16 protein-coding genes and 1 tRNA gene are annotated in these 21,212 nt (G+C 42.9%); 8 read left to right on the top strand and 9 right to left on the bottom strand.

What is annotated here, in order from left to right:
* Window positions 1–158: 158 nt before the first annotated feature.
* Complete coding sequence (locus tag I5907_RS20810) at window positions 159–1,511, bottom strand: cytochrome-c peroxidase (RefSeq protein WP_196992777.1); 1,353 nt, start codon at window positions 1,509–1,511, stop codon at window positions 159–161.
* A 385-nt stretch (window positions 1,512–1,896) separates the two neighbouring features.
* The gene (locus I5907_RS20815) at window positions 1,897–3,816 is read right to left on the bottom strand and encodes a S8 family serine peptidase (RefSeq protein WP_196992778.1); all 1,920 of its coding nucleotides are present in this window, start codon (window positions 3,814–3,816) and stop codon (window positions 1,897–1,899) included.
* A gap of 390 nt (window positions 3,817–4,206) precedes the next feature.
* On the opposite strand from I5907_RS20815, the gene I5907_RS20820 reads away from it, so the two are divergent.
* Both I5907_RS20820 and I5907_RS20825 read left to right on the top strand, forming a co-directional pair.
* Window positions 4,207–4,656 carry a hypothetical protein gene (locus tag I5907_RS20820; RefSeq protein ID WP_196992779.1) on the top strand — a complete coding sequence of 150 codons (450 nt, stop codon included), beginning with the start codon at window positions 4,207–4,209 and terminating at the stop codon, window positions 4,654–4,656.
* Between the two features lie 113 nt (window positions 4,657–4,769).
* Window positions 4,770–5,606 (top strand): metallophosphoesterase family protein, encoded by an 837-nt coding sequence (locus I5907_RS20825; protein ID WP_196992780.1) that lies wholly within the window; start codon window positions 4,770–4,772, stop codon window positions 5,604–5,606.
* Window positions 5,607–5,663: 57 nt separating this feature from the next.
* Here I5907_RS20825 and I5907_RS20830 read toward each other — a convergent pair whose 3' ends face one another.
* Both I5907_RS20830 and I5907_RS20835 read right to left on the bottom strand, forming a co-directional pair.
* A complete protein-coding gene (locus I5907_RS20830) occupies window positions 5,664–6,842 on the bottom strand; it encodes an acetyltransferase domain-containing protein (protein WP_196992781.1) in 1,179 nt (392 codons plus the stop codon).
* Between the two features lie 147 nt (window positions 6,843–6,989).
* The gene (locus tag I5907_RS20835) at window positions 6,990–8,183 is read right to left on the bottom strand and encodes an acetyltransferase domain-containing protein (protein WP_196992782.1); all 1,194 of its coding nucleotides are present in this window, start codon (window positions 8,181–8,183) and stop codon (window positions 6,990–6,992) included.
* Between the two features lie 164 nt (window positions 8,184–8,347).
* On the opposite strand from I5907_RS20835, the gene I5907_RS20840 reads away from it, so the two are divergent.
* The 3 genes from I5907_RS20840 to I5907_RS20850 all read left to right on the top strand — a co-directional run bounded on the left by I5907_RS20840 (window position 8,348) and on the right by I5907_RS20850 (window position 11,032).
* Window positions 8,348–9,400, top strand: a complete 1,053-nt coding sequence (locus I5907_RS20840; RefSeq protein ID WP_196992783.1) for a sterol desaturase family protein — start codon at window positions 8,348–8,350, stop codon at window positions 9,398–9,400.
* A 281-nt stretch (window positions 9,401–9,681) separates the two neighbouring features.
* On the top strand, window positions 9,682–10,473 hold the full coding sequence (locus tag I5907_RS20845; RefSeq protein WP_196992784.1) for an ABC transporter substrate-binding protein: 792 nt from the start codon (window positions 9,682–9,684) through the stop codon (window positions 10,471–10,473).
* Between the two features lie 184 nt (window positions 10,474–10,657).
* Window positions 10,658–11,032: a hypothetical protein gene (locus I5907_RS20850; protein WP_196992785.1), complete on the top strand. Its 375-nt coding sequence runs from the start codon at window positions 10,658–10,660 to the stop codon at window positions 11,030–11,032.
* 37 nt (window positions 11,033–11,069) lie between these two features.
* Here I5907_RS20850 and I5907_RS20855 read toward each other — a convergent pair.
* The 3 genes from I5907_RS20855 to I5907_RS20865 all read right to left on the bottom strand — a co-directional run bounded on the left by I5907_RS20855 (window position 11,070) and on the right by I5907_RS20865 (window position 13,724).
* Window positions 11,070–11,142, bottom strand: a tRNA-Gly gene (locus tag I5907_RS20855).
* Window positions 11,143–11,156: 14 nt separating this feature from the next.
* Window positions 11,157–11,468, bottom strand: a complete 312-nt coding sequence (locus tag I5907_RS20860; RefSeq protein ID WP_196992786.1) for a tetratricopeptide repeat protein — start codon at window positions 11,466–11,468, stop codon at window positions 11,157–11,159.
* 75 nt (window positions 11,469–11,543) lie between these two features.
* Complete coding sequence (locus I5907_RS20865; protein ID WP_196992787.1) at window positions 11,544–13,724, bottom strand: sulfatase-like hydrolase/transferase; 2,181 nt, start codon at window positions 13,722–13,724, stop codon at window positions 11,544–11,546.
* Between the two features lie 467 nt (window positions 13,725–14,191).
* On the opposite strand from I5907_RS20865, the gene sucC reads away from it, so the two are divergent.
* Window positions 14,192–15,403: an ADP-forming succinate--CoA ligase subunit beta gene (gene sucC, locus I5907_RS20870; RefSeq protein WP_196992788.1), complete on the top strand. Its 1,212-nt coding sequence runs from the start codon at window positions 14,192–14,194 to the stop codon at window positions 15,401–15,403.
* Between the two features lie 306 nt (window positions 15,404–15,709).
* Here the strand turns inward: sucC and hxpB are convergent, their stop codons facing one another.
* Together hxpB and I5907_RS20880 are read right to left on the bottom strand one after the other, a co-directional pair.
* On the bottom strand, window positions 15,710–16,369 hold the full coding sequence (hxpB, locus tag I5907_RS20875; protein WP_196992789.1) for a hexitol phosphatase HxpB: 660 nt from the start codon (window positions 16,367–16,369) through the stop codon (window positions 15,710–15,712).
* A gap of 36 nt (window positions 16,370–16,405) precedes the next feature.
* Entirely contained in the window at window positions 16,406–17,335 is a 930-nt protein-coding gene (locus tag I5907_RS20880; protein WP_196992790.1) for a phosphoribosylaminoimidazolesuccinocarboxamide synthase, read from the bottom strand.
* Between the two features lie 150 nt (window positions 17,336–17,485).
* On the opposite strand from I5907_RS20880, the gene I5907_RS20885 reads away from it, so the two are divergent.
* Together I5907_RS20885 and I5907_RS20890 are read left to right on the top strand one after the other, a co-directional pair.
* Window positions 17,486–20,410 carry a TonB-dependent receptor domain-containing protein gene (locus I5907_RS20885; RefSeq protein WP_196992791.1) on the top strand — a complete coding sequence of 975 codons (2,925 nt, stop codon included), beginning with the start codon at window positions 17,486–17,488 and terminating at the stop codon, window positions 20,408–20,410.
* Window positions 20,411–20,754: 344 nt separating this feature from the next.
* The gene (locus I5907_RS20890) at window positions 20,755–21,165 is read left to right on the top strand and encodes a 6-pyruvoyl trahydropterin synthase family protein (protein WP_196992792.1); all 411 of its coding nucleotides are present in this window, start codon (window positions 20,755–20,757) and stop codon (window positions 21,163–21,165) included.
* Window positions 21,166–21,212: the final 47 nt, after the last annotated feature.

Below are 21,212 nucleotides of genomic sequence, written 5' to 3' on the forward strand. Positions count from 1 at the left end.
AGACTCCACCGGTAAAACGGTGGAGTTTTTATTTTAACGATATAGGTCTTTGTGTTTATACGGGCTTTGCCAGTGAAGTATCGTTGTCGATCAATGCGGTGGCGTACAAGTGAGTGACACAACAACAGCCCAATAGCAGCACTGCCGGCGGTAACCAATTAATTACAACCACGGTCTGTGCGGGACTGTTCATCATTGTTAGGGATACAACTGCCGGATGGTACGCTTGAAGGCACATACCTTGACAGGTTTGGATCGTAGAGACCATCCCTTATAAATGTAACAAGTTTGTTTATTTCATCTTCAGTAAGGTAAAGCGGTTTGAACTGGTTGGCGATTCTTGTAGCAGGAACGTTGCCGTTTTGCGGAACCGCGTTGTTGATGTAATGCACCACATCAAGCAACGAAGTAAAAGATGAACCATGCCCGAAATAACTCACATCTTTAAGGTTATACAGCTGGGGCGTTTTAAACTGGTACATATCTTTTTGGAGCCCTGTAAAACCGCCTCTGCCACGGTGTTCTACAGCTTTTGGATCTACGTTTGCAGCGCCACCCACACCATTTGCAAGATCATTCATGCCCAATGAATAAAAGGTTGCAGCACCAAGCCCCGGAGTTGAATGGCAGCTTGCGCATTTAGCTTTTCCAAAGAAAAGTGTTTTGCCATCGGTCATGTCTTTGTTCATTGCTCTTTTATCTCCCCGTAACCACAACTGGAAAGGCGATTGATTAGGCAATAAAGTACGCTGGTATGCACCCATGGCAAGACTTGCGGTAAGATTGCTGATGCGTTCTGACTCTGGGAGGTCTGGAAACGCAAGGTCGAAAAGATTTTTGTATTCGGGTATAGATGAAAGATATTCTTCATCAACGGAAAGCCGGTGACGTGATGATGCACTTAACCCGGTAGTTTCTGTACCCTGGTAACCGAGGAAATTATTATAGCGTGGTGTGCCGGGTGTCCAGTTTGCTTCTGTGCCTATATTGATACCTGTGCCGCCAAACTGGCCGCTCCACATCAGCACTTCGCTGTAGGCAACGTTTAACACACTGGGTGTACGGATTGGTGCTATATCAATTGCATCTATGATGTAGGAAGGGTCTGCATATCTGCCTTCACCGGCAACGCCAAAGCCAAGCCCGCCTTCGCCAATTGCCTGTGCCATACCAGACTGAAATCCGGCTTCGGCATGGTGGCATGTAGCACACGAATATGTTGATCTCCCGCGGTGCGCAAGACTGGCAGAACTCATTCTTGAATCATGGAACAGGAGTTTACCCAATTCCACTTTTTCGGCAGTAATGGGGTTTTTGGGGTCTTGCGGAATTGCCGCATAGTCATCGCTTGCAGGCATTTTAAAAGCAGCAAGCGCGGCAGGCGTGGAACTTGCATCGTCTGCACTAATTGAACCTGTTATGCTTTCATTTCTTTGTTCTTCTTCAGTAGATTTCTGGCATCCATAAATAACAAGGGCAATAAAAGATAGTCGGATTAAAGTTTTATTCATTTGGTTTAGTTTTCATGCATGGGATCTGGCAGTAGTTCAGTTCTATGTTGGGTACGATTAAGCGAAATTATATTTTTATTTAATGTGATAAGGTTGCCCGCTGTTGTTTAATGCATAATTAATGGCTGTTGTTGAACAAAAATAGAAAAGCAATTCCGGGCCAAACTCATGCATATGGCAATCCGTAAACGTTACCGAATTCCAAATAGTTTGTTGGTTATGCCTAATCCTGCAGAGGCTTTGCGATTGATTTTCGCGCTATGGAACGCGGCTGTTGTGCACTTTGGCGGCAGTATTTTTTTGTTGCAACGGAATATACAGGTGCAGCAAGGAGAGCTGTAGTTTACGTTTTTTTAAGTGGTTTATAAGGTAAACGCTGTTGGTGCTATCGCATTACTTTGATGGTTTTCTTTTTGGTGCCCACATATTGAAGAAGGTAAACGCCGTGAGAAAGGTTATGGAGGTTGTTAAACGGAATGGCGTAATGTACACCTGCGGAAACGTTTAACTGTTTGGTACTGATTGTTTTTCCCGCCACATCTGTCAGCCTGAGATTGATCGTGCCGGTTTCCGGGGCCTCCAGGTAAACGGTAAATTGCCTGCCGAAAGGTATGGGTGCCGCCATCAGCCAGTCATGCATTATAATACCATTCTTAAGCAGTGACAAGCTTTTTGCATTGGTTCCATTATTATACAACACCGTGTAATTGCCGCCCGGCAGATTATCAAGCGCTGTAAAAGCGGTATCATACACTTCCTGCGCTTCTGTATATAGCGTAAGAGATTGAATGATGTTACGTTCTTTATCAATAAGCGATATTGTGGTGTTCCCGTCTTCCTGTGGAATGAATTTTATATCTATCCTCGTGGTAAAGGGGTTGGGTGTTGCAAAAAGCCAATCGTTTCCGTATAGCGCTGTATTTTGTTTCTTTTTTAAAATGGCGTATGCCTTTTTCATGTCTGGTATACCATAGCCATAACGATTGCCGGGATTGGCATAACGGTCAGCACTTTCATAAACAGCATTCAGAATGGTCATATTTTCAAATGCCGGGAATGCCTGCCAGAGACATGCAATCAACCCGTTTATATTTGGGTTTGAAAAAGAAGTGCCACTGCCCGATACAGGGATATCATTTGTTCCCCAGATAACTGTTCCTGCACCTACAGATACAATATTCGGTTTTACTTTTCCGGGATAGCCGTAACTGCTGAAAGATGCAATGTTGCCATCATTGCCTACTGCACCCACGGCACATACACTATCTCCGTCTGCCGGGAAAATAATATATTTCCAGCTACCGGCGCCCTCATTGCCGGCGCTGTTGGTTACGATCATACCTTTTTTTGCAGCCATTGCAGCTCCCATACTCACGGTAGTACTGTTTTTATAAAAGTCGTTGTAGCTATGGTTGAAGGTGGCATCGTCGAAAACATAATAACCAAGTGAAGAGCTGATCATATCTGCACCGGCACTGTCAGCAAATTCTGCAGCCGCCACCCAGTTGTGTTCTTCAACAGGGTATTCACTCGCTGTATTTTCTGTACGCATCAGCCAGAACGATGCGTGTGGCGCAGTGCCTACCATGGTACCCGGAACATTTGCTGCAATGGTACTCAAGCAATACATACCATGCGGGTGATCTTCATTTACGCTGTTATCGTAATCAACAAAATCTTTTTCTCCCAATACCAGTTGCTGTGTACGTATGCTGTCAAAAGCCCGCAGTTCTTTGTACTTGTTGAAGCCGCCATCGAGTATAGCAATTGTTATTCCTTTTCCTGTAAAGCCTTTATCATGCAGGAATGCGCCATTATGAATATTTACCTGGTTATAGTTTGCGCCGTAGTCAAATGCTTCACCGGCCACCTGTGCTGTTTTGTTTGTAACATTAAGTTTTTGTATCCGTTCATTGCTTCGCTCAGTATTAGGGTTTGCAGATTTAAACAGGCTGCCTGCTCTTGATTGTTGAACAAAAGGCAACGCATTAATAGCATTGATGGTTGCTGCATCTTTACACACAATCAATACCTGGTTAAGCCATTTGGACTGGCTTAAATATGTCACATCGCCTGTCGCAAGAACCTGTTGAATATACAATGGGTTTACAGGAAGGTCGCTGCTGTCAAGCGGCACCTGGTGCAGGCTTCTCCGTTCGATAGCTTTTGCAGAAAGATAGGCTGCAGGGTTACTTAAACTATAGGGAGAGTGCTGCTTATCGGTAAATTGTATTACCCATTTTGTGTATTGCGCGCCTGTTTGTAAAATGCACAATGCCAGTATAGCTGTAAGTATTATTCGCATAGCTGAAAGTCAAATTTACAACGCATTTGTTTGCTGCTTTATGATATTGCTGTAAAAGATTGTGTAACCGGCATTTGTTCTTTGGTCATCGCCTGTTGTGTCACTCACTTGTGCGTTCCGCTTTCATAGCATCGTTTCGTTGCGTCTTATGTTGCTGGTTCCGGTAATTATCTTCTTCGTTAATCTTCGCGTTGCCCAATATAGCTTCATCAGTACAAGAGTGCGACGCAACGATAGCCTCATAGCACTGCAAAAGCTGGTAACATAAAGGTTTTTCAGAAGGTTTAATACTGCAGAAATATTTGTGTTTTTTATAAAGAATGTTTCTGTTTTTACTAACAATCATTGGCATTTGCTTTGGCATATAGCAATCAAACAAAAATAAAAACTATGAAAAGATTTTTACTCGTATCAGCATTACTACTTGGAAGTATTGTTTACACAGCAACAGCAAGTGCACAGGTAAGTGTTCGCATTAATGCCAACATTGGCAACCAGCCAATGTGGGGGCCTGCAGGTTATGATTATGCACAGTTTTATTACCTGCCGGATATTGATATGTATTACGATGTAATGGCAAGACAATTCGTGTATCAAAACCGTGGTCAGTGGATCTACGCAAACACATTGCCTTATAACTACCGTAATTATGATCTTTACTCAGGTTACAAAGTAGTGCTCAATCAGCCAGGGGCATTTGCTTACCATGATTACCACAGGAATCAATTCAGGAAATACAGAAATTTCCGTAACCGCCAGGTTGTAATTGTAAACAGCCGCGATGCAAGGTATGCGCCTTACAAAAACCGCAGGGACAACCGCGTTGTGGTAATAAGATAACAACAGCATGAATCTTCAAGAGTTCCGCTTTAAAGAGCGGAACTTTTTTGTGGTAATATACTTAACAATTGCATCATATAAATTTGGTTACTTAGCAATACAAAACCAGAACCATGTATATAAACAGGAGAAAGTTTCTGCAGCTTGGTTTCCGGAGTGCTGTTATTATAAGTGCCGGTAATGCGATGCAGTCTTTTGCGGCAGCAGATTTTACGATGCCACGCAAAGAAGAGGTATTGCTGCGCTTTGCCATAGCTTCAGACGGTCACTACGGGCAGCCCGGTACTGCATTTGATGAGATGCATAAAGAAATGGTAGCATGGATCAATGCAGAACGGGCAAACAGGGGTGTTGATTTTACTTTTATCAACGGCGATCTTTTGCACGACGACCCGGCAATGCTGCCGTTGGTAAAGCAACAATGGGATATGCTTGTCATGCCTTATCACGTGTCTCATGGCAACCACGACCGCGTAAATGAAAACGTATGGGAGCAAACATGGAATACCAGGTGGCACTACGCGTTTGAACATGGTGATACTGGTTTTATCGTATTAAACAGCGCGGATGACAGCGGTAAATATATTTGTCCCGATGCTGGCTGGACAAAAGAACAACTTGCAAAGTATGACCATAAAAAGCAGTTGTTTGTATTTATGCATATAACACCTTTCAACTGGACCAAAGCCGGTTTACCTTGCCCGGAACTGGTGAATATGTTTGGCAGCCAGAAAAACCTGAAAGCTGTTTTTCATGGCCATGATCATGACCAGGACAATGTGAAAGAGCATGAAAACAAATACTACTTTTTCGATTCGCATGCAGGCGGCAACTGGGGTACGCCATACAGGGGTTACAGGATCGTGGAAGTTTTAAAAACAGGTGCAATCGTTACTTACCAGATAAACCCGGTTCTAAAAACTTCTGTTAACAACAACAGGATTGTATAGCTGTAACGTAAACAAAGAGACCGGCGCCGCAGGCGCCGGTCTCTTTGTTTTATAACTTTACACATAACTCAGCCACCATTGGTCATGCGTGGCCTTGTACCTGTTAAACCATTTACAGGGAAAATACAGCGCAGCAATTACACAAAACCAGATCAGGTATACAACTGGTAAGCCGTAACCAAAATGCAGCGGCCTGAAGTTGAAGGGAATATTGGGATCAACAATATCTTTTGAAGTACAACCAGACCAGTAAAACAAAACTACCAGCAGCGTATGAATAAGAAAGAAATGTAGCACGTAATAAAAGAAAGGAACTCTTCCATACACCATCAATATTTTAGCAAGCCTGTTCTGCGCGGTTTCAGTAAGTGCCAGAACGATAAGCGCCGGCCCAAGTGTCATACACACGTACATGAGCGATGGCGGGTATTTTGTTGTATTCAGGAAAGATAAGAAAGTCAGCATGCCGTCTTTTTGTACCGTCCATGGTGCCGGATCTCCATACATGTTTACCAGTCGCAGTAATATAAAGACCAATGTAACTGCTATGCCGGAAACAAAGATCAGGTACCTTCTTCTTTTGGCTTCGTACTCCTGTTTATATATGGTTCCAAAAGCATAGCCGAGCAGCATGACACCTGTCCATGGCAGCGCTGTATAAAACATCAGGATCGCCCTGCTACCACCTAACGGGATGAAGTTAAAACCGGATGCGATACTGGCTTTGAGGATAGCAGCGCCGGCGCCATCAGCTAACTTGATATAATCAAAAATGTTGTGACCAAGCACCAGCAGCAGGCCTGTAATGGTTATAACAGTGATGGAAGTTCTTGTCAGTACCCCCAGGATAATCATACTAAAACCGATTGCCCATATAACCTGCAAAAATATTTTGTTATAAAAAGGATCGTATGAAAGGGCAAATGTTATAACCACTACTTCTACCAGTATAAGCCACAGGCCTCGTTTTATAAGAAATGCACTGAGTTCTTTTGTTGTTTTTCGCCGGCCTGCAATAAAGGCCGATATGCCGGAAAGAAATACAAATGTTGGTGCACAGAAATGGGTGATCCACCGCGTAAAGAAAAGAGCGGGAGTGGTTGTGGCAAGATTGGTTGGGGTATCATCCATACCATGAATATGGAAGAAATCTCTTACATGATCCAATGCCATGATCAGCATTACAATACCTCTGAGAATATCAATTGAATGGATGCGTTGTTTTGTTGCCTGCATGAAAGGGTGTTGAAAAAGAAAGATAAAAATTATTATTATTGATCATGATAAAATATCTGCGAAGGTCGCTGTTGATTAACGAAAAAGGCGTTGAAGTGAGTGACACAACGAAGCTCAATAGCACTACCGCAGCCGGCTGAAAAAAAATTATATATAGCTCAGCCACCACTGCCGGTGTGTTGCACGGTAGCGGTTAAACCACTTACATGGCCAGTACAGTACTACAACCACGATGATCCATACAAGATAAACCACCCACAGATCGAAGCCGTACTTAACAGGCCTGAACAGGAACGGTAAGTTGGGATCAATGATTTCATGTACACCATGCCCGGAAGCAAAAAATGCAATTACACAAAAAAGATGGATCAGGTAAAAGTGCAACACATAATATAAAAATGGTACGCGGCCATAAGTGATAAGTATGGCTGACACCCTGTTTTGCACATGCCCGATCAATGATAATACGATGAGTGCCGGCCCGATCGTCATGCACAGGTATAGTAGTGATGCGGGGTACTTCGTTGTGTTGACAAATGAGAAAATTGTATAAAGTACCGATGTTTGCGCAGCCCACGGTTTGGGATCTCCATACCCGTTGATAAAACGTAATACAACAAACAATAATGTTGTTGCAATGCCAAGAGTCATTAATGCCTGTTTTCTTTTTCCTGCTGTTACCTGCGGCAGAAAATATTTACCTGCCGCATAGCCCAGCAGCATTACGCCTGTCCATGGCAGTATAGCATACACATCGAGAAAGCCTCTTTGCGCTGTGTAAGGAAAAAAAGCAAATGCACCTTTAAAAAGGATGGTGTAAACCACATATGCAGGCCCCTCCTGCGGAGGCTGTATGTAATCAATTATGTTATGGCCCGCTGTAATTATAAGACCGGTTATAAAAATCACCGGCAGTGATGTTCTTACCAGTAAACCAAGAATGATCATGCTGCAGCCAATTGCCCATATGACCTGCAAAATAAAAACGTTGTAAAGCGGGTTAAACGTCCAGCCAAGCGTAATTACAATCAATTCCACAAACACCAGCCACAGGCCTCTTTTAATAAGGAAGATACTGTGCTCTTTGGTTGTTTTTTTCTGCCCTGCAAGAAATGCTGATGTGCCGGACAGGAAGAGAAACACGGGTGCGCAGAAATGTGTTATCCACCTGGTGAAGAACAACAACGGTGTGGTGGTGGCAAGATTGGTGGGGTCATCGTCAAATGCATGAATATGGAAAAAATCTCTTACATGATCCAGCGCCATAATGATCATTACAGCACCACGCAGTATATCTATTGAGACGATCCTTTTGGCTGGCTGGTTGCCTGGGTTACTCATACAAATCAGTTGGTCAGGTAAGGTATATATTTTTTTATTATTCCAACAGGCAAAATGTTAATATGCACCAAGCATGTGCTAATAAACAATGAGTTTGTAACTTTACAAATAGTAATTTGGCGCTTACTAACGAATCACTATTTCTTCACTTCCAATTGTTTGTCATGGCGAATGTATTTGAGTTTTTATACAATGAGGTGGTTTCCTTTTTTAGTATTGGTGGCGTTATAGAGATGGTAAAAAAAGGCGATTACAGCAAGCTGCATACGTTAGACGGTGTAATATCTGTAGTAGTACCTTTTGTGCCATTCCTGTTACTGATTGAAATTATCCGCGCTGCATTTTATAAGAAGTTTAAAGTAGATGATTACCGCGTGCCGTTTTTCATATTCATTGCAAACAGGCTTATCTCAAGAGTTATTTCGGTTGCTGCGGTGGCTTTCTGTATCGGCCTTTTTGAAAAGTTCGCCATTTTTAAAACATCGTTTACCTGGTACTGGTTTATCTATGGATATGTTGTTTGGGAGCTGGCGCATTTCGTATATCATTTCCTGGCACATAAGGTTAGAATATTGTGGTGCTTACACTCCACGCACCATGCGCCGGAGCAGATGAATTTATCAGTAACCTATGCGCATTTTTTCCTGGAGGCACCGTACGCAGATTTTATAAGAACATCTATTTGCATTCTACTGGGTGTAAATCCGCCATTGTTATTTTTTATCATGTTCATAGATGGCACATGGGGCGGTTTTATACATGTAGGGGAGAATATTATAAAAAACGGCAGGCTTGGTTTTCTTAACCGTTTTATTTTAACGCCGTCACATCACCGGGTGCACCATGCAAAAAATGTGCAATACATGGATACCAATTTTTGCAACCTTCTCAATATTTGGGACAGGGCTTTTGGCACATACCAGGATGAAAAAAGAGAGTTGCCCATTCAGTACGGCATTACAAGAAAGATTAACCCGCGCAATTTCTGGGATGTTTACTTTGGTGAAATTTATTATTTGTTCATCGACATGAAAAATGCACCCGGGCTGAAGAATAAACTTCTTTACATGATTATGCCGCCGGGCTGGAGCCACACAGGCGATCACAAAACCTCAAAAGTGGCCAAACAAAAACTGGCAGAAGACGAGGTGAAAGGAGAACATGAGACCATTTACGTATCCACAGGCAATGCCGAAAAAGAAGCAGCAGTTGTTTAATACTAATGTTACGGGCATAGCCCTTCGTGGCATCGCCTGTTGTGTCACTCACTTGTACAATAGTATTTTATGGCGGCTGCAGCGATCACAGGCAGATAGCGCTGCGGCTGTGCCACACCGGGAGCATGTAACCTGTGGTTGCAAACAGCAATGGTTAATACCGTGAACACAGGCAGTGCTTCACATACAAAATTCAACGCATATATTTCGCCACAAACGTCTCAATGGTAAAGCAGCACGCATAAAATTGTCATAAGCTGTTTAGCTTTTATCTTTATTGCATGTTCCGGATTAAAGACCAGTTACAGCGCATTGTTACTTTAGTGCATCATCCACCACGCAGTATTGTCTCACTCGTTCCTTCGCAAACAGAGCTGTTATTCGATCTTGGCCTTGATAAAGAAGTGGCAGGTATTACAAAATTTTGCGTGCATCCCGAACAGTGGTTCAGGCAAAAGCAACGGGTAGGTGGTACAAAAAATGTGGACATTGCAAAAGTAAAAGCCCTTCAACCGGACCTTATTATTGCAAACAAAGAAGAGAATGTGAAAGAACAGGTAGAGGCGCTCTCGGCTTTTGCACCGGTATGGATCAGTGATGTAAACACACTCGTCGATGCACTGGCTATGATCAATACTATCGGTGCCATTACGGCACGGGAAACACGGGCAGCAGAGATCACCACACGCATTAGTCAATTTTTTAAACAGCCAGTTGGTAACGATCGTAAGATTCGTGTATGTTACCTCATTTGGAAAGACCCCTACATGACTGTTGGTGGAGATACGTTTATCAGTGATATGCTGGCATATTGTGGTTTCGAAAATGTTTGCGTTGCAAAAAATCGCTACCCTGTTATTACTGTGGCAGAGATAAAGGATTTAAACCCTGCAGTGGTTTTACTCTCATCTGAACCCTTCCCGTTCAAAGAAAAACATATTGATGAACTAAAACATGTATTGCCTGGTGTAAAGGTTATGCTGGCAGATGGTGAAATGTTTAGCTGGTATGGCAGCAGGCTTTTGTATGCTGCTGATTACTTCAGGAAGTTGCGGACAGTGCTTAGTGACTGATACCGGGGGCTGCAGTCGCGTTAACATTCCGGCGTACAAGAGTGCGACGCAACGATGCTGATGAGCGGTCAAATGCCTGGCTCATATTTTTCTTTACAAATTTTAGCAATTTAATAAAGCACATCATTAAGCTATACCGTTTTTTATCAGTCACTTTACTACACATTTAAACAAAAGACAGGTTATGAAAAAAATATGCTCAGTAGTACTCGTTGTGGCTTTATCGTTTTTTGCTTTGAGCGCATCTGCGCAAGGCGGCGGCCAGAAAGGCCAGATGAAAGAGGCCATGAGACAGCGGTTGAAAGATTCGCTCAATCTTTCTGACGTAATGATAGATTCGGTAGTGGCGATAAGACAGGAAATGCAGCCTAAAATGAGGGCTGTTATGACCGATCAATCCCTGCAGGAAGGCGATAAGCGCACCAGGATGGAGGCTATGAAAAAGGAAATGTACGAGCGTTTAAAAAATGCCGGGCTAACAGCCGAACAGGTGAAGAAAATGAAGGAAATGGATGAGCGAATGAGAGAACAAATGAAAGAGCGCAAGCCTGCAAACTAAAAAAAAGAAAACCGTCTTTTACGACGGTTTTTTTGTGAGCGGAAGACGGGACTCGAACCCGCTGCCTACAGCTTGGGAAGCTGTCGCTCTACCAGGTGAGCTACTTCCGCGGTAGTATGCTAATTTAATCAATAAGTTCTTCATATGCGCTTCTCAGTTCGTTGTATGCGTGATTATCTTTCGCCGTTCTTGCAGCAGTCATGCCTTTCTCATACCATGCAACAGCGTTTTCTTTTTCGCCCAGTTCTTCGAGCAGTTTTCCCAACTGGTAATAAGAGCCAACGTAAGACGGATCTTTTGTAAGAATATCTTCAAAAAGCTTTCTCGCCATGGCATCGTCATTCATTTTCCTGAACTCCAGTGCAAGTGCGTGTTTCAGAAAATTATCATCAGGAGATTTCTCCAGGTAAGCCTGTAATTTTTCTATACGGTTCATACATCAAAAATACTGTAAAAAAGAAGCGCCGTATGTATGAGCGGCGCTTCTTTAAGGAATAATATTCTGGCAGTATTAATGCTGTATAATAAATTTCATCCGGCTGTGATTGACATCTTCTGTTATGTAGAGATAGTAAACACCCGAGGTAAGTGACAACAGATCGAGACTAAAGGTGTTTGCACCTTTGCTGCTGCTGCGTTTTTGGGTGAACAATGTTTTGCCTGCCAGGTCTGTCACCTGCAGGTTAATGTCCCGGTTGGTCAGGGCTGTATATTGTACATTGATCACACCTTTGGATGGATTTGGGTACAACGTGTGAGCCATGGGTTGTACAGTTGTTGTTACTGCGTTACTGCCAACAGCCGACAATGCTGTTGCAGGACAGGAATTGGTAACCTTTGTAACGCCGGAAGTGCTGCTGCACCCAGCTTTGGTATTGGTTGCAACCACCCGGTAATTCCCCACCAGTTTTGCTGTAAACGAGATGCCCGTTGCACCGGCAATATCTACATTGCCCCTGCTCCATTGATAAGCAGAGTTTGGCAACGGGTTACTAACGGTAAGTAAAACAGAATCTGTGATACAAATATCAAGGCTGCCGGTAGGTGCTATTTTTGGTAAAACCTTTCCTTCATCAATTATCTCGTTACAGTTATCATCTAAGCCATTGCAGGTCTTTTCTGCAGCGCCCGGGTTTACAGAAGCTTTTGTATCGTTACAGTCGCCCGGTGTTGACACATACCCTTTGTGGGCAAAATATGCAATAATGGTGTCTGCTCTTGTGCCGTATGTATCGCCATCTGCATCCCTGTAAAATGTTTTTGTCTTATACTTTGGTGGTTTTGCCCCCTGCCAGTTATTCACTAATAAATTACGCATGGTATCCAACACACCTGCATATTGGGGGTTGGTAACAAGATTGGTAAATTCATCAGGGTCATTAATGATGTCGTAGAGTTCTTCTCCATCTACACCCCATGAGTTATAATGGTATTGAGTTGTTCTTACCGCATCGGAAAGTGTAGTGTCGCTGCTGCCTTGCCTGTCAACCCTTCTTACCTGTGCAAAGGCTGCGGCTTTCCAGCGCACATTTTGCCTGTCAAGCAACGGTACCAGGCTCGAACCTTCCTGGTCTGCAGGTATGGGCAGGCTGCAAAGTTCTGCGAGAGTCGCGTATAGGTCAACCAATTCGACCGGGCTGTTGTGAATGCCTGCAGGCTTACCCGGCGCGCATACCACGAGCGGAACTCTTAACGCTCCTTCAAACAGTGTTTGTTTAAACCAAAGGCCGTTGTGCTCGCCTGTTTGTATGCCATGATCACTTGTAAATACTACCACGGTATTCTTCCACGCATCTTCGGTGTCCAGTTCGTCCATTACCTTACCGATCAAATCATCCACCTGTGTTATTTCGGCGTAGTATGCATGCCTTATGTTGCGCCACTCATCCGGGGGATATTGTTCCAGGCTTTTCAGCGCCGGTAGCGGTATGTCGTCTGCGTCGTTTACCGGGGTATTGGGCAGCGTAATGTTGCCAGACCCGTTTCCGTATACGTTTGTTTTAGTGCCTGCAAGGTCTACAGGCAATAATTGCTGTGTTGCAGCATCGCCAATTTTGTTCCATGCAGACAGAATGGGATCAAATTCATTGTGCGCTTCCAGGCCCAGTGCGTAGAAATAGGGTTTGCCTGTTCCGGGTTGCTGCATATGCCTGATCATAGCTGTTGTAAATACGCCGCTCCTCGTGTCTTCCACTATTTTGCGGGATGTATCTACCCACCATTTGGGCGAGCCGCCAATACCGGAAATGCCATCTCCCGAAACGCTGTCGTAGTAATAGTTCCAGGCTATTTCTTCTTCGTGCCCACAGGTCATTTTCCCAAATTTGGCAGTATAATAGCCAAGGCTTTGAAAGTACTCCGGTAAAAATTTATAATCGGCGCCCAGTTTTACACGAATACTGGTGCCATTGTTTAGTACGCCGGTAGAGTTTGGTCTTTTGCCGCTAAGGAGTGTTGCCCGGCTTGGGCTGCACAGCGCGTATTGGCAATACACCTGTTTAAACATTGTGCCGTGTTCCATGAGCCGGTAGAAATTAGGTGTAGGCACGTCGCTGTTGCCGTATGCCTCAAATACGGCCCCAAGATCATCTACTACGATAAAAATAACATTGGGCTTTTGTTGTGCACGCAGCAAAGATGAGAAAAGCAGAAGCGACAGTACAAATGTTAGTTGGGTAAGTGTTTTGGTCATAATACAATTATTTGGTGTGTCCACATGCGTGGTAAATAAGATGCAGTCATCATAGGTATAGAAAGATGGAGGTATTGAACAGTTGGTTGCTTAAACAGAGAAACTCTTAACAGGAAAACTTTTGTTCAGGAAAAATTGTGCCATTCATGTGCGTATCAGCCTGCAGTCAACATGTACGGGTAAGGAACAGTAAAATCTTTCTTTCGGGTATCGTTGTTTTGCAGGCTTTACGATTGTTACATAGGCAAGATATAAATTCCCGTTGTAAATTAAAAACCGGGCACAAGGTTATTTGAAGCAGACATAGCATAGATCACGTTTAACCGGGTTGTAAAAAAATATTGAGTAATGTTTGCAGGCAGCATAAAACTGTTTTTGCAACGTAAACCAAATAACAGATTTGATCGTTTTTTCACGGCTTGTAACTTGTTTCATTTACTCCTATCTTCGCAACCAAATTTTACAGTATGAACCTACATGAATACCAGGCAAAAGAACTGCTGAAAAAATACAATGTGCCCGTACAGGAAGGCATTGCGGTGGATAATGTAATGAGCGCCGAAGAAGCGTATCGCCAGATTAAAACACAAACAGGAAACAATTTTGCCGTGGTTAAAGCCCAGATTCATGCGGGTGGCCGTGGTAAAGGTAAAATAGAGGGCACTGAACAGCGCGGTGTAGCCGTGGCAAAGAGCCTTGAAGATATCAGCAGCATTGCCAAAAATATTTTAGGTCATACATTGGTAACCATTCAAACAGGTGCTGCGGGTAAAAAGGTAAACAAGATACTGGTAGCACAGGATGTGTATTATCCCGGTCCAAACCCTGTAAAAGAATTTTACCTGTCTATCCTTCTCGATCGTGCAAAAGGACAAAATGTAATTATGTACAGTACAGAAGGCGGAATGGATATTGAAGAAGTTGCGCACAGCACACCTGAGAAAATTTATAAAGAATGGGTACACCCGGGTGGTGGCCTGCAGGGTTTCCAGGCAAGAAAGATTGCCTTCAACCTCGGTCTTAGCGGCGAGGCTTTTAAAAACTGTGTAAAGTTTGTAACCAACCTGTACAACGCGTATGTGGGGCTCGATTGCTCCATGCTTGAGATTAACCCGCTTTTCAAAACAAGTGATGAGAAGATAATTGCGGTTGACTGTAAAATGAATCTTGATGAGAATGCATTGATGCGTCACCCGGATCTTGCAGCAATGAGAGATATTACAGAAGAAGACCCTACAGAAGTAGAAGCAGGTCAGTTTAACCTCAACTTTGTAAAACTTGATGGTAATGTTGGCTGTATGGTAAACGGCGCAGGCCTGGCCATGGCTACGATGGATATGATCAAACTGAGTGGCGGAGAGCCTGCCAACTTTCTTGATGTAGGCGGTACCGCAAATGCGCAAACGGTAGAAGCCGGTTTCCGCATAATCATGAAAGACCCAAATGTAAAAGCCATCCTCATCAACATTTTTGGCGGTATTGTGCGTTGCGACAGGGTTGCGGCCGGTGTTATTGAAGCATATAACAAACTGGGCAATATCAACATTCCTATCATTGTTCGTTTACAGGGCACCAATGCAGCAGAAGCAAAGAAGCTTATAGATGAAAGTGGTCTTAAAGTACAGAGTGCAATTCAGTTAAGCGAAGCTGCTGACCTCGTTAAAAATGCAGTTGCTTAGTTAATCATATTTTTTTATCGAAACTCCTGCAATTTTTGCGGGAGTTTTTTTTATGTACCCGGCAGCAGTGCTGCTATTAAACTTTGGTTGCGTCGCACGCTTGTACTGCATATCATTATGCAGCAAGGTGCTACCGGCGTAAGCTTTTTACAACCATTTTATTTGCGGTGTTGCAAAACTTAATAAAGAAGAGTGATCATAAGGAAGTGGGAGGAAAGCGCAACGAAAAGATGCCATAAAAACCATCAGTACAAGTGAGTGACACAACCGGCGATGCCATGAAAAACGATTGCCGGTTACAAAAACTTACTGCATCAGGTTTAAATGCAGCTCGCCAAAATTTTGTAATGATGAAATCCTGAGATCTGCAATAACCCATTTCTCACTCTTTTGCTGGCTGAAATGTGGCACCACCACGCATTTCATGCGGGCTGCTTTTACGGCAATAAGACCGGGAAATGAATCTTCGAAACAAATACATTCCAGCGGGTCTGCATTTAATGCAAGGGCACAATCCAGGTAAACCTGTGGGTGTGGCTTGCCATGGGGTAAGTTTTCTGCCGACGCCTTTGCCTGCACAAACTGTTGCAGACCGCACATTTCAATAGCCTTATCAATCATACCCAGCGGTGAAGAAGATGCAATGCCTATTTTAAAACCGCGCTCATGAAAGAAGCGGAAGATGTACGGCACGCCCGGCATAACTCTGCCTTTCTGTTCTATTTTTTCAATTACTTTTTCGAAGATCAGTTTTTCTGCACGGGCATGTTCTGCATCGCCCAGGTTGAAATGCTGAAACCACCATTGCACAAATTCTTTTGTACGCAAACCTGTAGTGGAATGATATTGTTCTTCAGAAAGGGAAACGCCGTACATCCTGAAAACTTCTGCTGCTGCTTCGTTCCAGAGTGGTTCGCTGTCGATCAAAAGTCCGTCCATATCGAAAATAGCCGTATTCAGTTGCATGGGCAGTTGTATGGTTGCTGTAAACTGGTATTGGTGTTAAGCGCTAAAGTTGCTGAGGCTTGAAATGATGCATTCGTATGTTTCTTCGTCGCTCAGTTCCTTCGGTTTAAAAGGCTCGCCAATAACCTGCTCGTATAATTCTATGTAGCGTTTGGAGATGGTGTCAACCCATTCATCAGTCATGTCAGGCACTGTTTGCCCTTCCTTGCCCATAAAGTTGTTGGCAATAAGCCATTCGCGTACAAACTCTTTGCTAAGTTGCTTCTGGCGTTCGCCTTTTTGCTGGCGTTCTTCATAACCATCTGCATAGAAATAGCGCGATGAATCGGGTGTATGAATTTCATCCATCAAAACAATCTGGTCTTTCAGTTTGCCAAATTCGTATTTCGTATCCACGAGTATAAGGCCGCGTTTGGCAGCAATTTCTTTACCCCTGGCAAAAAGAGCCAAAGTGTATTTGCAAAGCGTTTCCCACTCATCTTTTGTTGCAAGGCCACCGGCGATAATTTCTTCTGCTGAGATGTCTTCATCGTGGCCTTCAGAAGCTTTTGTGGAAGGCGTTATAATAGGAGAGGGGAAAAAGTCGTTTTCTTTTAGACCTTCCGGCATTTGTACACCGCAAAGTGTTCTTTTGCCAGCGTTGTAGGTGCGCCATGCATGCCCCGTAAGGTTGCCACGCACGACCATTTCAATTTTGAATGGTTCGCATTTTTTGCCGATGGCAACATTGGGCGCAGGGGTGGCGTATAACCAGTTTTGACAAATATCCTGGGTGGCCCCCAGCATGTAAGCAGCTATTTGATTTAAAACCTGTCCTTTATAAGGTATCGGTCTTGGTAAAATAACATCGAAGGCAGAAATACGGTTGCTCGCTATCATTACCAGCCATTGATTATTAATAGTATAAACGTCTCTTACTTTTCCTTTATAAAAGGAGGTTTGGTGAGGGAATGTAAAGTTTGCCATGTGCCAAAATTATCTCTTTATGGGTTTACAGCATGGTATTACAGATTAAATAGCGTAATTTATCTGCACAAATGTGGACAATAAAAATTTTACGAGAAAAATAACAATTGTTATCATTGCCTGTTCAACTTAATTTAAACTAACATCCTCATGAGAAAGAGTCAGTGCATTCCAGTGATTTGCTTTGTCGCCCTGTTAATCAGTTTTAAAAGTTTTGCTCAAACAACAACAGTATCAGGAAAGATTTTAAACAGCACTACCAAGGAATCTGTTTCCGCGGTATCTGTCGTTATCAAAGGTTCAGCAATAGGTGCATATACCGATGACAAGGGAAACTTTAAATTTACTACTTCACAAAAGCCTCCGTTTACATTAGTGGTAAGCGCTATCAGCTTTGAAACAAAAGAAGTGGAATACAACGGGGGAGAAGTTACTGTAGAATTAAATGTTTCTTATGCACTTGGCCAGGATATCGTGGTAGCTGCAACCAAATTACCGCAAAGAATAATGGAAGCACCGGTTTCAATAGAGCGTGTTAACGCATCAACTATAAGAAACACGCCGGGTGCCAGTTATTATGATGCATTGAATAACTTAAAAGGTGTTGACATTACAACATCCAGCTATACTTTTAAAACAGTTAGTACAAGAGGGTTTAATGGCAGCGGTAATTTACGTTTCAACCAATTGGTAGATGGTATGGACAACGCGGCACCAAGCCTTAATTTTTCTGTGGGTAATGTGATCGGGCTTTCTGAACTGGATGTTGATAATATGGAATTGTTGTCCGGTGCATCTTCTGCACTCTATGGTTCGGGGGGCATGAACGGTACGTTGCTTGTATCCAGTAAAGATCCTTTTAAATACCAGGGTGTAAGTTTCCAAATCAAGCAGGGAGTAAACCATATTAATGATTCAAGACATAATGCTGCACCTTTTTATGACTGGAGTTTCAGATGGGGTAAAAAGGTGTCAGAAAAATTCGCGTTTAAAGTGGGCGCCGAATATATAAAGGCAAATGACTGGCAGGCAAATGACAGCACCAATCTTTTGCGTAACAACGTTTTAAGTAAAATAGATCCAAACGGTGGAACGAGAGCTTCAGATCCAAATTATGATGGTGTAAATATTTTCGGTGATGAAGCAAGCGCTGGACTTAAAAGTTTTGCACAAGTTGCGGTCTTTCAAGGTGTTCCTACATTGCCACCAGGTACAACGGATTTGTTGAATCAGTTAATTAGTTCCATGCCTTATACGGATGTTAAAGCTACTCTCGCAGCGAATCCTGCTACTGCTCCTTTAAATGCTTTCCTTCCATTTTATGCAGGATATTTTGGTCCGTCATTAAATCCTGCTCAGTATAAGGACGTATATGGTGCTCAGGCTGTAAGTCGCACAGGCTATCAGGAAAAAGATATTGTAGATTACGATGCTAAAAACCTCAAATTTAATGCTGGATTATATTTTAACATTACCCCATCTACTCAAATGTCGTTAACAGCCAATTGGGGGTCAGGGACAAGTGTTTATACTGGAGCAGACAGGTATTCATTAAAAAACTTCAGGATTGGACAGTATAAATTTGAGATAAAAAACCCAAACTGGCTGTTTAGAGCATACACAACACAGGAGAACTCTGGCGACTCGTATGCTTCAACGTTAACCGCACTATCTATAAATAATGCCTGGAAGGCAAACTCTGTCTGGTTTCAACAATATACTGCTGTTTATACTGATGCTGTATTATCCGGACTGCCTTCAGCACAAGCACATACTACAGCTAGGGGCTATGCGGATCAAGGTAGATTCGCACCCGGCTCCAAAGAATTCCAGGATGCGTTTAATAAAGCAACCACTACATCAATAGGAGAGGGTGGCTCTCAGTTTAAAGATAAATCAGGCGTTTACCATTTTGAAGGGCAGTATAATCTTACCCCATATATAAAGGTGATAGATGTTTTGGTTGGGGCAAGTTATCGGTGGTACGATCTTAAATCTAACGGCACTATTTTCGCAGACGATCCCGACAGCCTTGGGTCCATAAAAATTTCAGAGGTTGGTGCATTTATGCAGTTGCAGAAATCACTGCTGAAAGATGTTCTCAAGTTGTCTGCTTCCGGAAGATTTGATAAAAATCAAAACTTTGAAGGCCGGTTCACTCCCCGCATAACGGCGTCTGTAAAAGTTGCTAAAGACAATCACATCAGGCTTTCTTATCAACAAGCCTATCGGTTTCCTACAAACCAGGATCAGTGGATCAATCTCAGAACACCAGGCAGTATCCTGATAGGTTGCTTACCAGGCTTTAATGACTATTATAAATTCTCTACTTCAAATCCCGTATTTTCCGCACAGAGCGTGGTTAATTACCGGGCAGCCTACGCCCAAACCGGTGTTGCCGATCCTACATTGCTGGAACGTGTGCAGTTAAAAACGGTTGTTCCGGAATCGATGCAGTCTTTTGAAATCGGTTATCGCGGTATCATCGCCAAAAAACTTTTGATAGACGCTTATTTTTATACCAGCAAGTATAAAAACTTTATAGGAAGAGAAGCAGTAGCAGGTGGCCAAAGTATGAGCGAGGCCGCTACTTACGGCGAACTGCTGAGTCCGTTTACTTCGACGAATTACTCTTTCGTTAAAAACAGTCCTACACCTGTAAAAGCAACCGGCTGGGGTTTTGGAGCTGAGTACTCTGCGGGTAAAGGTTATACCATTAAAGGCAATGTTTATGGAGATCAGCTGCAGGACGTACCGGAAGATTTTGTAACGTTCTTCAACACACCTAAGATTCGTTACAACCTTGGTTTTGGTAATGCAAATGTTTACAAAGGCCTTGGCTTTAACGTACTTTATAAATGGCAGGACGATGTAAGTTGGGAAGGTACATTCGGTTCCGGTACCATACCATCTTTTGGTACGATGGACCTTTTACTGAGTTATAAACTCGGCAAAAGCAAAAACCTTGTCAAGCTGGGTGCTACAAACCTTTTCAACAATTATTACCGCAACGCATTTGGTAATCCTTACATAGGCGGATTATACTATGTAAGTTTTGGATACAATGTATTTTGATTTTTTTCTGCTGTTGCTTGCTTTGCTAATGCCCTTCACATTCGTGAGGGGCTTTTTTTTGTGTAGTAAATACCTGTTTATTGTGGCGAAAAACAAATTTTACTTAGGTGCAAAAAAATAGCCACGATAAGACTATCGCGGCTTTTTTCAACCCTAAACCCTTAAAAAACTGCTGTAAGATAAGTTTACCCGCCAACATATGCAAGAAGTTTTTTTATTTGACCACATAAGCATAAAAAAATACAGGTAACTGCCAATAATGAAGCAGTAGAAGGCACTGTGTTTTGCAGCAACACCTCATTTTATTTCATTGCATTACCTTTGCCAAAATTTTCCTGAGCGAGATGGTTTACCTCACAAGATTAGAACACTTTAACGCCGCACATAAACTTTACAATCCAAAGTGGAGTAAAGAAAAGAATGAAGAAATGTTTGGCCCATGTGCCAATGAAAACTGGCATGGTCACAACTTCGACCTGTTTGTAACAATCAAAGGAGAACCCGATGCTGACACGGGTTTCCTGATGGATGTAAAGAAGCTCAAGGTTATTATAAAAGAACATGTAATTGCAAAAGTGGACCATAAAAATCTCAACCTCGATGTTGCATTCCTTGCTGATAAAATGTGTAGTACAGAAAATCTTGCCATAGGAATATGGAACCAGTTAACTCCTCATTTACCCGCCAATGTACAGTTGCACTGTATAAAGTTGTATGAAACACCCCGTATTTACGTAGAATATTATGGTGACTAAACTTTTTAACGTTCGCCCTGTTATTAGTGGCACTTGAAGAAATAAGG

Origin of the sequence: Panacibacter microcysteis (assembly GCF_015831355.1) — a bacterium.
GTDB lineage: Bacteria > Bacteroidota > Bacteroidia > Chitinophagales > Chitinophagaceae > Panacibacter > Panacibacter microcysteis.